Origin of the sequence: Neobacillus solisequens (assembly GCF_051233465.1) — a bacterium.
Taxonomy (GTDB): Bacteria; Bacillota; Bacilli; order Bacillales; family Cytobacillaceae; genus Neobacillus.
Window position 1 is genome coordinate 688,343 of record NZ_JBKFGJ010000002.1, and the last position, 14,518, is coordinate 702,860.

A 14,518-nucleotide genomic window follows, 5' to 3' on the forward strand; every position below is an offset into this window, starting at 1 on the left:
ATGGGGGAGCTAGGTTGAAAAAATTGAAGATATTAATTGCCGATGATCATCCTTTATTTCGGCATGGTGTAAAAACACTTTTTCTAACAACTGAGGAACTTGAAGTAATTGGCGAGGCAACATCAGGAGAAGAAGCCATCCAACTGGCACAAACACTGGAACCTGATGTGATTTTAATGGATCTTCGAATGCCTGGCTGTAATGGAATTGAAGCAACACGGGAAATTATCAAAAATAATCCTGCCACACAAATTTTAATGTTAACGATGTTTCAGGATGATCATTCCGTGTTTGCAGCCATGCGTGCTGGGGCAAAGGGGTATGTTTTAAAGGATACTGAAAAGGATGAACTGTTAAATGCGATCAAAACAGTCGGAAATGGTGGGGCCATTTTCAGTCCGGGGATTGCGTCTAGAATGATTGACTATTTTTCCATGGCTCGTCCGGCAGCACCAAAAGAAGCTTTCCCGGAACTTTCAGAACGAGAACGGGAAGTATTGTATTTGATGGCTGACGGTTCCACCAATGCAGCAATAGCCGCAAAATTGACTATCAGCGGGAAGACCGTTTCGAATTATGTCACCAATATTCTAAATAAACTTCAAGTCGCGGATCGAGAAGAGGCCATTTACTTGGCAAGAGAATCGCGACTGGGAAATTCAGAGGAAATATAACAAAAGGCAGCCGGAATCAAGGCCTTACTTTCTTTCAATCCAAGTTTCGAGTGCTGGATGAAATTCTTTATGATAATGTTGGTTTGGGCATGATTTTATGACAACACCTTTTAAGGCATCAGAATCCTGGGTTTCAAGAACTTCATTACATTTTGGACACTGTTCCTGAAATAGCTTTTTTAAAAAATTCATCAACTGCCACCATCCCGTTAATTCCTATCGTTATACTATGAATTATACAATATATTCATAAAATTACAATATCCTTTATTTATTTTTAGCTTATGTTAGATTTATAATGAAGGTGTAAGATTAGTTTTTTTGCTAATGTTTGGGGGACATCATGGATTTAAGTTTTATTCTTACGATTTTTTTGATTGGATTTATTGGATCTTTTATTTCAGGCATGCTAGGAATTGGCGGAGCGATTATCAACTTCCCAATGCTGTTATATATTCCTATTCTTTTGGGTGTTGGGCATTTTACCGCCCATGAGGTTTCAGGCATAACCGCTATTCAAGTGTTTTTTTCGACACTAGGTGGCGTATGGGTCTACCGTAAAGGCGGATTTTTAAATCAAACTTTGATTACATACATGGGCCTTAGTATTTTGTGCGGCAGCTTTATCGGTGGCTTTGGTTCGAATCATTTGCCGGAAACCGGTATTAATATCGTATATGGGATTTTAGCGTTAATTGCCGTGGTTATGATGTTTGTTCCGAAAAAAGGTATCGATGATATTCCACTGGATCAGGTGGATTTCAATAAATGGTTGGCGGCTTTGTTAGCTTTCATGGTTGGAATTGGGGCAGGTATTGTCGGTGCGGGAGGGGCATTCCTTTTAGTTCCGATTATGTTAACGGTTTTAAAAATTCCTACGAGAATGACGATTGCTTCATCCTTGGCCATTACTCTTATCTCATCTATTGGATCGGTTTCTGGAAAAATTATTACCGGTCAGGTTACCTTCTTACCTGCACTCATATTAGTTATAGCAAGTTTAATCGCCGCACCAATTGGAGCAAGTGCCGGTAAACGAGTAAATACCAAAATATTGCAAGCCATTATGGGCATCTTAATCCTGATAACAGCCATTAAAACATGGATGGAAATATTGTGACTTGAAAAGCCAAAAGCGGATCTGCTTTTGGCTTTAACATTTTTTACCACAAATAGAACCATTTATGAAATGGTTAAACTTAAATTTGTATTGTGAAAAGAAGGGAGAAAAAACGATGTCTGTTCCCAAAGTTGAAGAAAAAAATTCCTGGCAAGAGGTATTACATACGGTTAAAAAATTGGACCCTCAAAAGCTTGAAATCATCAAATCTACTCTGCCAATCGTAAAAGAGCATGGAGAAACGATCACCAAACATTTTTACAAGCGAATGTTCAAACAGCATCCGGAATTACTTAATATCTTCAATCAAACCCATCAGTTTACCGGGCACCAGCCAAAGGCCCTTGCCGATGCGGTTTACGGTGCAGCGGCTAATATTGAGGATTTTAGTCAAATTATGCCAGTCCTTGAACGGATCGGAGAAAAACACCGCAGCCTGCAAATTAAACCTGAACATTATCCCATTGTTGGGGAGAATTTGCTCGGAGCCATTAAAGAGGTATTGGGAGATGCCGCGACTCAGGAAATCATAGATGCCTGGGCCGATGCCTATCAAGTAATTGCCGATGTCTTCATCCGAATGGAAGATAAAATGTATAAAACAGCGGAAACCATGCCTGGTGGATGGGCTGGATACCGAGATTTTGTCGTAGAGAAAAAAGTAAAAGAAAGTAATGTGATCACTTCTTTTTACTTAAAGCCTAAGGACGAGAAGGAAATAGCTGGCTTTATACCCGGTCAGTATATCACCGTTAAGATGCAAATGGAGGGAGAGCAGTATACTCATCTGCGGCAGTATAGTTTATCAGATCGTCCAGGATTGGATTACTATCGAATCAGCGTGAAACGAGAGGAAGGCAATGGGGGTAATATTCCTGCCGGGGTTGTGTCCACATATTTACACAATCATATCAAGGAAGGTGATGTAATCCCTATCACAGCGCCAGCCGGTGATTTCTATTTAGATATGGAGTCAACCCTTCCATTAGTCCTGATTAGCGGTGGCGTTGGACTGACACCGATGATGAGTATGCTAAATACAACAGTGAACGAGAAGGCAAGTCGGGAAATTTATTATATCCATGCTGCCATCAACAGCCAATTTCACGCTTTTAAAAATCATGTAAATGACCTCGCAGCAAAACATAAAAACCTGAACTCGTTTGTGATTTATGAAAGACCAACAGATGAAGATACAGAATTAAAGCAATATGACAAGGAAGGGTATATTAGTTTGGAGTGGCTTCAGGAGATATTGCCGTCCTCGAATGCAGATTTTTATTTTTGCGGTCCGGAATCTTTTATGAAAGTAGTCAATAAGGCATTGAAACAATGGGGCGTGCCCAATGAGAGGATTCATTATGAATTTTTTGGATCGTTTGGCCAGCTTGAGGAGATTGAATAGTTGTTAGGAAAAAAGAGTCCTTCACTTAGTTTGGTGAAGGACTTTCCCTCTTATAATCAAGAAAATGCATCTTTCATCAGGTCAATGAAGGACTCATTGCTTTTCATATCCAACATATATGTCTTTCATCAGCTCAATGAAAGACAAGTTGCTTCTCGAATCTGGCGAAAATGTTTTTCATCAGGTCAATGAAAGACAAGTTGTTTCTCGAATCTGACGAAAATGTCTTTCATCAGGTCAATGAAAGACAAGTTGCCTCTCGAATCTGACGAAAATGTATTTCATCAGCTAAATGAAAGACAAGTTCCTTCTCGAACCTGACGAAAATGTCTTTCATCAGGTCAATGAAAGACAAGTTCCTTCTCGAACCTGACGAAAATGTCTTTCATCAGGTCAATGAAAGACAAGTTGCTTCTCGAATCTGACGAAAATGTATTTCATCAGCTCAATGAAAGACAAGTTGCCTCTTGAATCTGACAAATATGTCTTTCATCAGGTCAATTCGGACAGGGCAAAGTGAAAACGCATCATCGCTGTCTGATGTTTGAGCATCATCTGCCAGCGGGATGGAAAACTCATCCATTATTTTGAATTTACATACTCCTGAACCATTTCAACCGTCACATATTTTTTGATTGGTGTGATTCGCAGGTTAATGCTGTTCATTTGTTTCGTCACAGCATTTATTTGATCAGTTGAGAAAGGCTTGTCTTGTTTGCACTGATCAATCGCCTCGGCAATTAACATTTCTCTTTGCTTATCAAGTGCTAAAAATTCTTGATATTGTTTATTTTGTTTTTCCGCATGCTGGATTAGGTCTTTATGTACACTCATCATTACCACCCCTTGGTTTCATTCATTTTATCTTTCTATTATCATATGGACTAGTTCATTTAAGCAATAAAAAATGATTCCATACTGCGACAAATATGATATATTATTACTAATTAAACATGAACTGAACTGGAGGAGCCTGTCACCAAGGGATGAAAATGCCCAATGGTAACAGCTTTTTTTTATTGGCTCTGTTAAACTTGTATGTTGATTTCCGCTCCAGGCACTTTGCTTTCCGTGGGCGTTTCAGCGAGCCTCCTCGGCGCTTGTGCCTGCGGGGTCTCTCCAAAACCGTACTCCCCACAGGACATTCATTTTCTTCCTAGAATTCGCCCACACACGAAAGAAATGCGTTAGCATTTTCGAGGAGTCTTCGTGCCTTCCGCTCTAATCAACAGGGTTTAAAATCAACAGTACTCTTTAATATAACCTTATAATTGAGGGGGATTCATTTGAAAACCAAAAGCAAAATGGCTCGTGCAACAAAAGTGTTATCTTTATTCTTTGGTATTTTCCTTCAAATCTATTGGTATAAGATTCGAAAAAAACCAAAGGCTGAGTGGGATCAACTCTGGGGAAGAATAGGAAAAAGGTTCCGCAACACCTTATTTGATTTAGAGGGATTACTGATTAAAATTGGGCAAATCCTCAGTACTCGCGCCGATCTGTTGCCTAACACGTTTATAAAGCAAATCGAAGATCTGACCGATCAGGTGCCACCATCCAATTGGAGTGAAATTGAAGAAATTTTGGAAAAAGAATGGGGGAACACGTTCCTTCAAAACTTTCAATCGATTGAAAAAGCAGCGATTGCATCTGCTTCAATCGGAGAAGTGTATAAAGGCGTGCTAAAAGATGGAACAGCGGTAGCTATTAAAGTAAAGCGTCCCAACATTGATTCCGTCATCCAAACTGATTTTCGAATTTTAAGCCTTATTATTTGGTTTGCCGATCACTTCATTCCAATGCCAAAAGGATTTATAAATTTCAGGGTTCTCTTTAAGGAACTTAAACAAGTAATCGAACGAGAACTTGATTATACAAAAGAACTGGACACGATTTTATTTTTTCAAGACCGGTTTAAAGATATGGAGCAAGTAAAAATTCCGAGCGTTTATCCTAAACTCAGCACTTCCAATGTTTTGGTGATGGAATGGGTGGATGGAATTCGACTAACGGATTTGGATGCCTTGTACAAAAATAATTTGAGTGGTGAGGAACTGGCCCAACATTTACTAAAAGTATTTTTTCCACAATGGTTAGAGCCGGGTATGTTCCATGCAGACCCACACCCCGGTAATGTTTTGGTTTCAAAGGAGGGAGAAATCATCCTGCTTGATTTCGGAATGATCGGGGAGATTACAAAAAAGGATGCAGCTTATTTTCAAGGTTTAATTGAAAGTTTTCTTTCAAAAAATTACTCTAAAGCTGTAGATTGCCTTTTTCAATTAGGATTCTTGCTTCCGGATGCTGATCCAAGAATGATTGAAAGGCTTTTGGCTGAATTTGCTGGTTTCCAGCCTTCCCAACTAAAAGAAATGGACCTGTTAGCATTAAAAATGGAAATGAACAATATGATTAAGGCATTACCCATTCAAGTTCCGACAAGATTTGTCTTTTTAGGGCGTTCATTTGTCACCGTTGAAGGGATTATTCGAAATTTGATACCTGAAAAAGAACTCGTGGAATTGGCCAAACCTGTATTTATGGAATGGATGAACAAACAAGGAAACCATAAATGGTCATTTGTATGGCAATGGATTCAATCTAAACCCGTTTTCAAGTTTTTTCACTCGATTTCCGAATTCCTTCAGGCACCTCAGAAAATGGAACAATTAAAAGAAATAGAACAAAGGCGTCTATTTCAATTTACGATTTTTGAAAATCAAAAAAAGCAATGTTTTCAATTGACTTTACTTGGGTTCATAGGAGTTGCAGAAGGGTTCTATACTTCTCAGCCCCTTATTTGGAAAATTTCCGTCGGCATAACATCTATTTCTATTTGTGGCTATTTCATTTGCAGCTATAAATTGAAAAAGTGGATGAAATATATGCCGGAACGACCTAGATGATTATAGGCAAAAACACATCTGTCAGTTCACATTTTTGACATATTATTTCAAAATCTTTATTCTAAGAATCGACAACTGCAGCCAAAAAACTCGTCCAAATTTCTTAGTAAATGATTGAAATTCATAAAACACAGAGTCATTTTGTAGAAAAAGGATTCATCGAGTCGATTTTTTTAAATTTTCTATATTTATAATGTTTGCTACAATGATAAACACAAAAGGTATATTCAATTCAGATAGCTTCGGTAGTTTACCAGCAAATAACGATGGGGTTCCGGAAAAAACCTAACCATAAATCGGATCTCCATAATCAGGAGGGCTTTTATATGGTTTTCAAAGTAAGGTTCTGGAGAATATTAACAAAAAACCAAAAGTTAAGGCTGTTAAAACAAAAAGCTCATCTCAACCATTAACTTATTATGATGATAAACCATTGGATTTTTTAAGGAAAAGTTAAGCTGTAAGCCATAAAATACAAATATGAAATAGCAGTGCTTTTTCATAGACCCCCTTTTTATAGATTTTTTTAGCCCTCGAAAATCGTTTTCAAACGAATTTTTACGAGGGCATTTTTTTGCCATTTTATATTTCATTTTTATAAGGGAAGGTTTGAGTAATGTTCCTTCCTTTTTTCAATAAGAAGGGTGCCGTCCATATAACCCCATTTATATAAAGTATGACCGCTATATAAGCTGGTAATAAGTGAACAAAATCGGTGTATCCTATCGTAAAATGAGTAAGTAACCCAGATAAAAAAGCAGGAATAGCTCCTAAGAAAAAAGTCCACCATACCCAGCTGTCGCCCTCACGAATTCCCCATAACGCCAGCATCAATACAAGCAAGCCTACGCTTAGCAGAGCACTGCCAAATCCGGCCCGATCATGCGCAATTACCGGAATTAATCGATCATTAAATTCGTTAAGCATTTCCTGTGTAATGCATAAAAAGCTGAGATCTGTTGGCACAAAGACACTAGATGCTCCAATCACGGAGATGACAAGCCCTCCGAAAGTTAAGGCAAAACCTAATAAGACAAAGGAAAGCTGTCCAATTAAACTCCATTTCCAGTATCGATGATTGAAAAGATTGCTGCTTATGGGGGCTCCCTTAGTTTCTTTTGATTTTGAATATCCTAAAAAAAACAACGGTAATAAAATCAACCAAAATAGGGCATGAAGCCAATCAAAATAGCCGTATCCAATAAAGAGGAAAATGCCAAGGAAACCGATTATCCCAGCATAATTTATTGCCTTTCTTGCCCAAACCAGCCCCTTTCTGACACCGTGCCATGCCATCTGCATGAAAATGATCCCTCCTGAAATCATCGTGCCGGAAAGGGTCATCCGGTCATGTGCCATAAAATATATTATGGCAGGATTAAACTTGTGAATCTCACTTCTTATGACTCCTAAAAAGACTTCATCGTAGGGAAGGATAATAACTGTCATACTAAAAAACAAAGCTATTAATCCAGCGATGGTTATGGCAAGACCAACCATCCAATACCAAAGCCAACCTGGAGATGGAGCAGATTCTCTTAAAAACCTAGTGCAGTACGCTTCATTAATCCTTTTTGGCAAACCTGGTCCGGTAAAAACATACTCAAAACTAAGCATGATGAGTGAAACACCTTTATCCAATAATGTTAAAGCGTCAGCTGGCTCCTTAATACCACCAGAAGTGATAATCGGCAATTCATCACCAAATTTATTCCTAATCGCAGCAACAGCATCAATCATCTCCTGAGCAGTATTGCATTCGTCAAGAAGTATTCCGCATGGATAAAAGTTTACTATTTTTTCAATGTCTAAAATGGATTCTGCAGTACAGGCAATAATGATGGGTTTCCTTATTTTATCTTGTAATAGTGTATACTGATTAGCCGATTCAAAGGTCCGATAATCCATTATATATCCATCACTAAAAGGATGGAGTTCCAGACAAATCTGCACCATTTCCTGAAAAGTTCCTTCCACTCTTATAAAAAATGGCATCTTCTTTTTTTTAAGTGCTTGGAGCTGATTCTTTACTTTTAATAACTTAATCGGAAAAACATCATTCCCATCAATTCGTTCTTGTTTTGGATCAACATAATGCTCTTCTGTTAGTAATGAACCTGAAACAGAGACAGGACCAATCTCAACGAAGCCAAATCCCAGATTTTGAAAAGCCGCAAGTCCAGATAATTGAGGGTCGATTTTTCCACTTAATCCAATAGGAGAAGCAAATGAAACACCAAAAAGTGATTTCTCTAATTGGGGTGAAGGGGCCATCTGACCAAGTAACTCTATAATTTTTTCGCCGAATGAGGAAGATGCGATCATGCTCATCCCACGGTGAATAAACTCTCTGCTAAAGGAAGGCTGCAGTCTATGTAGTATTGGTTTAAATATGGTGTGATAGGACCAGTCCGGCAAGTCACCTCACCTCCTATAAAATATATAATAGAATATTACCAATATTTTACTATAATTAAAAAATATGTTCAGCTACAATCCCTTAACATTTTGGAAGAGATGCATCCCAATTATGATAATTAACAATTATTGGATGATAAAATATGATATATTCTTATATAAATAGTTTAAAGATTAAATCATTTAAAAAAAATATCCCTAATCCTATGAAGGTGCTGGGATTTTTTAAGTATTAACGATTCTGGAGGATATTTAAAAAAATGAACCAACATGCAGGTACAGAAGAAGCTATTAAAAGGTGGAATGCATTTGCAGATACCTATTCAAAGAATCATAGTGAACAAGGAGATCTTCACAAAGAAATTTTTTTAAACCCTACGTTGTTTTCACTGATTGGGGATGTACAAAATAAAAGAGTGCTAGACGCCGGATGTGGCGAAGGATATCTAAGCAGACTTATATCAAAGTCTGGTGCTCATGTCACAGCAGTAGATTATTCCGCTAGAATGCTTGAAATCGCTAAAGAAAGAACGCCAGCAAATAGGGTTATTGATTACAGATTAGGAAATTGTGAGGAACTGCATTTTTTAGAACAAAAGAGTTATGATCTAATCGTGTCCAATATGGTGATTCAGGACCTTGCGAACTATGAAATGGCCTTTCAAGAAATGTATCGATTATTAGTAGATGGGGGCCGTTTTATTTTTTCAATCCTGCACCCATGTTTCGTTACACCTGAATGTGGGTGGGAGAAAAAAGAAACAGGAGAAAAACTGCACTGGAACGTAGATCGATATTTTTATGAAGGAGTATATGAACAAGGATTAGGTGACAAAGAAAAAATGTTATTTTTCCATCGGACATTAACAAGCTATATCAACACTCTAATCAAAACAGGATTTATTTTAGAAAGCATGGTCGAACCAAAACCATCACCCGAAATGCTGAAAAAATATCCATCCTTTGAGGAGGACTTAAGATGTCCGGACTTTATTGTTTTTAAGTTAAAAAAATAATGTTTAACTGGTCACAAATTTGCTCCTTATATCGTCTTGTGTGTAAACGATGAAAAGGAGACCAGTAAAATGGAAAATTTGAAAACAATAGTTGTGGTAGGTGGCGGTTACGCTGGAATAAATCTTATAGAAGCTTTAACGAAAGAATTTCAAAGGGGAGTAGAGGAAAATATCAGAATCATCCTTATTGATAAGAATGCCTTCCATTTTAAAAAGGTAAAATTATTTAAGGGGATTGTTCATGAACATACTTCCGATTTACATGTCCCGTTAAAGGATTTCTGCAAATCAGATATTGAATTTATTCAAGGCGAGGTAACTGCCATTAATCCTGAGAAGCAAACCATACAAATTACCAGGAAAGATGGAGCATTCATTCAGCAGGAATACGACAAGTTAGTTCTGGCTATGGGAAGTGTAATGAGTGAAGTGGATCCAGAACGGGGAGGTATCGCACTTTCAAGTCTGGCTAACGCAAAGAGCATTAGACAGGAGTTAGTAAGTAAATTCGAATCTTCTACGAATCCCTTTCGAATAGCGATCGTAGGCAGTGGTATTACTGGTATAGAAACCGCAGCGGAATTGAATTCATGGCTCAAAAATGAAATCGTAAAAGGGAACAAGTCTATTGAAATCTATCTAATTAACAATAACCCAAGATTATTGCCAGAAGCTCCAGTAAAAATCAGTGTACGACTTGAAGCCAGGCTTAAAAGACATGGAATTCATGTATTACACCATAAAAAAGTAGAAAAATTCTTAGATCATAAAGTTTTCTTCTCTGATCAGACTGAATGTGAAGTGGATTATTGCATTTGGACAGTTGGATTAAAGCCTCATCCTTGTATTCAGGAGTTAGGGCTCCCTCAAACTCAGGAAGGAAAAATAAAGGTGGATTCCTGGTATTGTGTAGAAGGAGTGAAAAATATATATGCCATCGGGGACTGCGTTCATGTGTCTGACCCTATAAGTGAAAAGGTATCGACGATGACCTGTAAAGAAGCGGTTGCCCAGGCACAACGACTTGCTAAAATAATGAAGGCACACATGATGGGCTGTTCAGCAATCATGCATCAAACATACCCAGAAGTACTTTGTATTGGCTTGGGGCCTAAAGATGGTTTTGTTTGGGCACATAAATGGGGAGTAGATTTTGTCCTTACTGGAAAAATAGCCGAAAAAATAAGAGAATATACGTGGAATTTAGCAAGTCTACATTATTGAACACAGGGGGAAACATATGGAGTTGCAAGAGTTATATTCTCATTATAAGCCTCTGCTTTTTTCAATAGCTTATCGAATGCTTGGGACTGTTTCAGAAGCAGAAGATATCGTTCAAGACGTATATGTACTGGCAAGTGAAAAAACACTTGATCATGTAGAAAATAAAAAGGCCTACCTTTGTAAAATGGTAACAAACAAATGTATCGATCATTTAAATTCAGTTGGATACAAGCGCGAAGTCTATCCGGGTCCATGGCTTCCTGAACCATTAATATCAAACGAAGACGATCCCATCAACAAGGTCATAAATGGGGAAGCCGTTTCATTTGCCTTTTTGTTGCTGCTTGAAAAACTGAACCCCATTGAACGAGCCGTCTTCATCCTCAGAGAAGTGCTGGAGTATGATTATCTAGTCATTTCACAAATGTTGAATCGCAGTGAATCCAATTGCCGTAAAATATTAAGCCGTGTAAAAAATAAAATCCCTCTAATAAAAAATGAATCACATAGTGCTCTTATACCAAAAAATAACGAAATAATTCAAACATTTGTTTTAGCTTTACACCATGGAAACATTCAGAAGATAGAGGAATTATTGTTCGAGGATGTTAAACTGTACTCAGATGGTGGCGGAAAAGTTTATGCTGCATTGAAACCGATCCAGTCTAAAAATCGAGTTATGCGGTTTATATCAAACTTATTGGCACAAAATCAAAACGTTGAAAAACCAGCATTGGTGAAATTAATCACTGTAAACGGTGAAATGGGACTCCTTGTAAAGGGGGCTGATCAAGTAAAAACGGTTTTTAGTTTCCATGTCAAAAACAATCAAATTGCAGATATTTATATTGTTAGAAATCCTGAAAAGCTTGAGCACGTGAATATAAAATAACACAATAGGAGATTACAAACAGGAATGGAAACAAAAGAAATTTTTTCAAAGAAAATTCTTACCGAAGCTAAGGGGTATTTGGATGTTGGATTCACTCATTCCTTGAATCCGTATAGTGGCTGTGCATTTTCCTGCCGGTACTGTTATGTAAGAGAGATGCCAATTCAAAAATTCAAAGGAATTCCATGGGGAGATTGGTTGGACATTAAATTAAATGCTGCTGAAAATTATCGCAGTGAAATCATGAAACTTCGTAAGAGAAACAATCCCGTGAATATTTTTATGTCTTCTGCCACCGATCCCTACCAGCCAATAGAACGTAAGACGACCATTTCAAGAGGTATATTAGAAGAAATGGTTGAGAACCCTCCTGATTTTCTTCAACTTCAAACAAGAAGTCCTCTTGTAACAAGGGATATAGATTTGTTGGTAAAATTAAAGGAAAAATGTAATGTTCTCGTATCCATAACGGTTGAAACAGATAGAGACGATATTAGGAGGATTTTTGCTCCATATGCACCAGGGATAAATCGGCGGCTAAACGCATTAAAAGAACTACATGATGCAGGAATCTCGACTCAAGCTTCGATTTCCCCGGCCTTGCCATTTACCCCTGAGTTTCCAAACGTATTAAAAGGTCTTGCAGACCATATCTGGATCGATACTCTAAATATTGGAGACGGGGCAATGGGAAAACGCTCGGACAGATTAGGTATGCCCAATTTATTTGAAGAAAATGGACTCTCTGAATGGTATCAAAAAGATATTCATGTGAGAGTGGAGAAGTATTTTAAGAATTTTTTTCCTGATGAGATGGTTCGAGTTTCTAAACAGGAAGCATTTTTAAAATAAAAATAGTATAAGTTTCTTAATTTGGAGGGGATGAAAGACAGAAAATAAGGGTCCAATAGGAAAAGTGTCTTTCATCGAGGTCATGAAGAACAAAACTCGAGTGCACATCACGAAAAGTGTCCTTCATCGAGGTCATGAAGAACAAAACTGAAGTGCACATCACGAAAACTGTCTTTCATCGAGGTCATGAAGAACAAAACTCGAGCGGACATCAAAAAAATTGTCCTTCATCCTGGTGATGATATACAAAACTCGAGAACGCCACATGTAAACTGTCCTTGAATAGATGTGAAATAATAAATCAGTAAGCTATACCCACTCGAGTTTTTATGAAAGAGTGACTATTCATTTGGCTATAGGTAAACCATGCGGTATCCTGGACGGATATTTCAGAACCTCCTTCAGGCAAATAATCCCGTTCCACACGGTATGTACCCAAAGCTTGTCCATCAGGCAAATACGTAGGACATACAATTGTCCAATCAAGTGTGGATTGTTTAAGAACCTCAAAAACTTTTTGATGTTCTTCAGCTGCTCTTGTTGATTTACGTTTGGATTCACTTGATTGGTACCGCAGTATATTAGGAGTGATTCGGCTTTGCAGAATCCCAGCAGTACCCACAGTTATGATTCTTTTTATAGCTGCACTTTCCATCGCTTGGACAATTAGCTGAATACTTTCTGATAATGTTGATGTACCATCCGTATTTAATGCACTAAACACTACATCAACTCCTGACATCGCCTGAACCAAATCATCTATGTGTAATACATTTCCTTGTAGAATTCTTAGATTTTCATTATTTATTTGAATCTTCTCTGGTGAACGTACTAAAACCGTAACATGGTGTTTGTTATGAAGGGCATACGAAAGAATATGGCTCCCCACTCTACCTGTTGCCCCTAAAAGTAAAATATTCAAATAGCGAACCTCCTTTTATACCTATAAATTATACACAAAAGCTATGGGAAGAAAATGGTGGTTTATAAGTTTGTACCTGTGCACTCTGAATGGTATAGTAAACTTTAATACAAAATGAAATATGAAGGGACCGTAGAAGCGGTTCCTTTTGTTGCTAGTAAAAAAGGAATTCCGAATGCAACGGTAAAGAATTTATTGAGGTGAAGAATATGAAACTAATCGCAATTGATTTGGATGGCACTTTACTGTCCTCCAATAATGAAATTTCCACAGAAAATATTGAGGCACTTCGCAAAGCACAAAACCAAGGGAATATTGTGATGATTTGCTCTGGTCGCGCACCGGAAGATATTCAGCAAATCATGCAAAAATATGAGATTTCCTGTCCATTGGCAGGAAGTAACGGAACGGTTATTCAAGCTGATGGAAAGCTGTTAGATAGTATTTCAATGAATAAAGAAGATGTTATAAAAGTTGCTGAGAAACTAGATGACCATAGAGTTCCTTATCGGGTCTATACCAATCATGGCATTTATGTACCTGGTGATTGGACGGAACGAATTTCAGAGAATAAAGAAAAGATTAATGTTGAAGGTTTAACGGATGACATGTATCGAAGGATGACAGAACAACCACAGAAATCCAATCTCATTAAGAATTTTGCAAACTACATGGACTTGTTTAATGAGAGTGATTTAACTGTTCAAAAATTCTTTATTCTCACAGTCAATACCGACATCAAATCGAAATTAGCATCTATTTTTGGCGGAATACCAAACATTGTCACGACTACATCAGGCCCTTGGAATCTCGAGGTAATGGATCAAAACGGAAATAAAGGATACGCCCTTAAAAAGATGGCAGATTATTTTAGTATCCCACTGGAGAATACCGTAGCAATGGGGGACAACTTTAACGACGCCCCGATGCTTCAGGTTGCCGGGCTTTCCATAGCAATGGGCAATGCAGATCCTCAAGTAAAAGAAATGTCCAATCAAGTTACGCTTTCAAATGATGAAAATGGCGTAGCGCATGCAATCGAGACATATGTATTGAATAAATAATTAATTGTGTTGGAGTATGGGAGGA

At 37.8% G+C, this 14,518-nt stretch carries 13 protein-coding genes; 9 read left to right on the top strand and 4 right to left on the bottom strand.

Translation table 11 applies throughout. The annotated features are described in order from the left end of the window. Positions 1–14 precede the first annotated feature (14 nt). Positions 15–674, top strand: coding sequence for a response regulator transcription factor (locus tag ACI3K6_RS03895; RefSeq protein ID WP_435553798.1), 660 nt, complete (start codon positions 15–17; stop codon positions 672–674). Positions 675–698: 24 nt separating this feature from the next. Here the strand turns inward: ACI3K6_RS03895 and ACI3K6_RS03900 are convergent, their stop codons facing one another. Beyond that, positions 699–866 carry a hypothetical protein gene (locus ACI3K6_RS03900; protein WP_435553799.1) on the bottom strand — a complete coding sequence of 56 codons (168 nt, stop codon included), beginning with the start codon at positions 864–866 and terminating at the stop codon, positions 699–701. A gap of 151 nt (positions 867–1,017) precedes the next feature. Here ACI3K6_RS03900 and ACI3K6_RS03905 point away from each other — a divergent pair, with 151 nt between their 5' ends. Together ACI3K6_RS03905 and hmpA are read left to right on the top strand one after the other, a co-directional pair. Next, a complete protein-coding gene (locus ACI3K6_RS03905) occupies positions 1,018–1,794 on the top strand; it encodes a sulfite exporter TauE/SafE family protein (protein WP_435553800.1) in 777 nt (258 codons plus the stop codon). Positions 1,795–1,909: 115 nt separating this feature from the next. Beyond that, positions 1,910–3,199, top strand: a complete 1,290-nt coding sequence (gene hmpA, locus ACI3K6_RS03910; protein ID WP_435553801.1) for an NO-inducible flavohemoprotein — start codon at positions 1,910–1,912, stop codon at positions 3,197–3,199. Positions 3,200–3,781: 582 nt separating this feature from the next. Here hmpA and ACI3K6_RS03915 read toward each other — a convergent pair. Continuing rightward, the gene (locus ACI3K6_RS03915; protein ID WP_435553802.1) at positions 3,782–4,033 is read right to left on the bottom strand and encodes a DUF2533 family protein; all 252 of its coding nucleotides are present in this window, start codon (positions 4,031–4,033) and stop codon (positions 3,782–3,784) included. Positions 4,034–4,485: 452 nt separating this feature from the next. Here ACI3K6_RS03915 and ACI3K6_RS03920 point away from each other — a divergent pair, with 452 nt between their 5' ends. Then, a complete protein-coding gene (locus tag ACI3K6_RS03920) occupies positions 4,486–6,105 on the top strand; it encodes an ABC1 kinase family protein (protein ID WP_435553803.1) in 1,620 nt (539 codons plus the stop codon). Positions 6,106–6,687: 582 nt separating this feature from the next. On the opposite strand, the gene ACI3K6_RS03925 is transcribed toward ACI3K6_RS03920, so the two are convergent. Further along, positions 6,688–8,523: a dihydroorotate dehydrogenase gene (locus tag ACI3K6_RS03925; protein ID WP_435553804.1), complete on the bottom strand. Its 1,836-nt coding sequence runs from the start codon at positions 8,521–8,523 to the stop codon at positions 6,688–6,690. Between the two features lie 260 nt (positions 8,524–8,783). Here ACI3K6_RS03925 and ACI3K6_RS03930 point away from each other — a divergent pair, with 260 nt between their 5' ends. The 4 genes from ACI3K6_RS03930 (at position 8,784) to ACI3K6_RS03945 (ending at position 12,507) form a co-directional block, all read left to right on the top strand. Next, positions 8,784–9,539, top strand: coding sequence for a class I SAM-dependent methyltransferase (locus tag ACI3K6_RS03930; protein ID WP_435553805.1), 756 nt, complete (start codon positions 8,784–8,786; stop codon positions 9,537–9,539). A gap of 69 nt (positions 9,540–9,608) precedes the next feature. Next, complete coding sequence (locus ACI3K6_RS03935; RefSeq protein ID WP_435553806.1) at positions 9,609–10,763, top strand: NAD(P)/FAD-dependent oxidoreductase; 1,155 nt, start codon at positions 9,609–9,611, stop codon at positions 10,761–10,763. A 16-nt stretch (positions 10,764–10,779) separates the two neighbouring features. Beyond that, complete coding sequence (locus ACI3K6_RS03940) at positions 10,780–11,655, top strand: RNA polymerase sigma-70 factor (RefSeq protein WP_435553807.1); 876 nt, start codon at positions 10,780–10,782, stop codon at positions 11,653–11,655. A 24-nt stretch (positions 11,656–11,679) separates the two neighbouring features. Then, positions 11,680–12,507 (top strand): SPL family radical SAM protein, encoded by an 828-nt coding sequence (locus ACI3K6_RS03945; RefSeq protein WP_435553808.1) that lies wholly within the window; start codon positions 11,680–11,682, stop codon positions 12,505–12,507. Between the two features lie 301 nt (positions 12,508–12,808). Here ACI3K6_RS03945 and ACI3K6_RS03950 read toward each other — a convergent pair whose 3' ends face one another. Continuing rightward, positions 12,809–13,429, bottom strand: coding sequence for an NAD(P)-dependent oxidoreductase (locus tag ACI3K6_RS03950; RefSeq protein WP_435553809.1), 621 nt, complete (start codon positions 13,427–13,429; stop codon positions 12,809–12,811). A 209-nt stretch (positions 13,430–13,638) separates the two neighbouring features. Here ACI3K6_RS03950 and ACI3K6_RS03955 point away from each other — a divergent pair, with 209 nt between their 5' ends. Further along, positions 13,639–14,493 (top strand): Cof-type HAD-IIB family hydrolase, encoded by an 855-nt coding sequence (locus tag ACI3K6_RS03955; RefSeq protein ID WP_435553810.1) that lies wholly within the window; start codon positions 13,639–13,641, stop codon positions 14,491–14,493. The last annotated feature ends 25 nt before the right edge of the window (positions 14,494–14,518 follow it).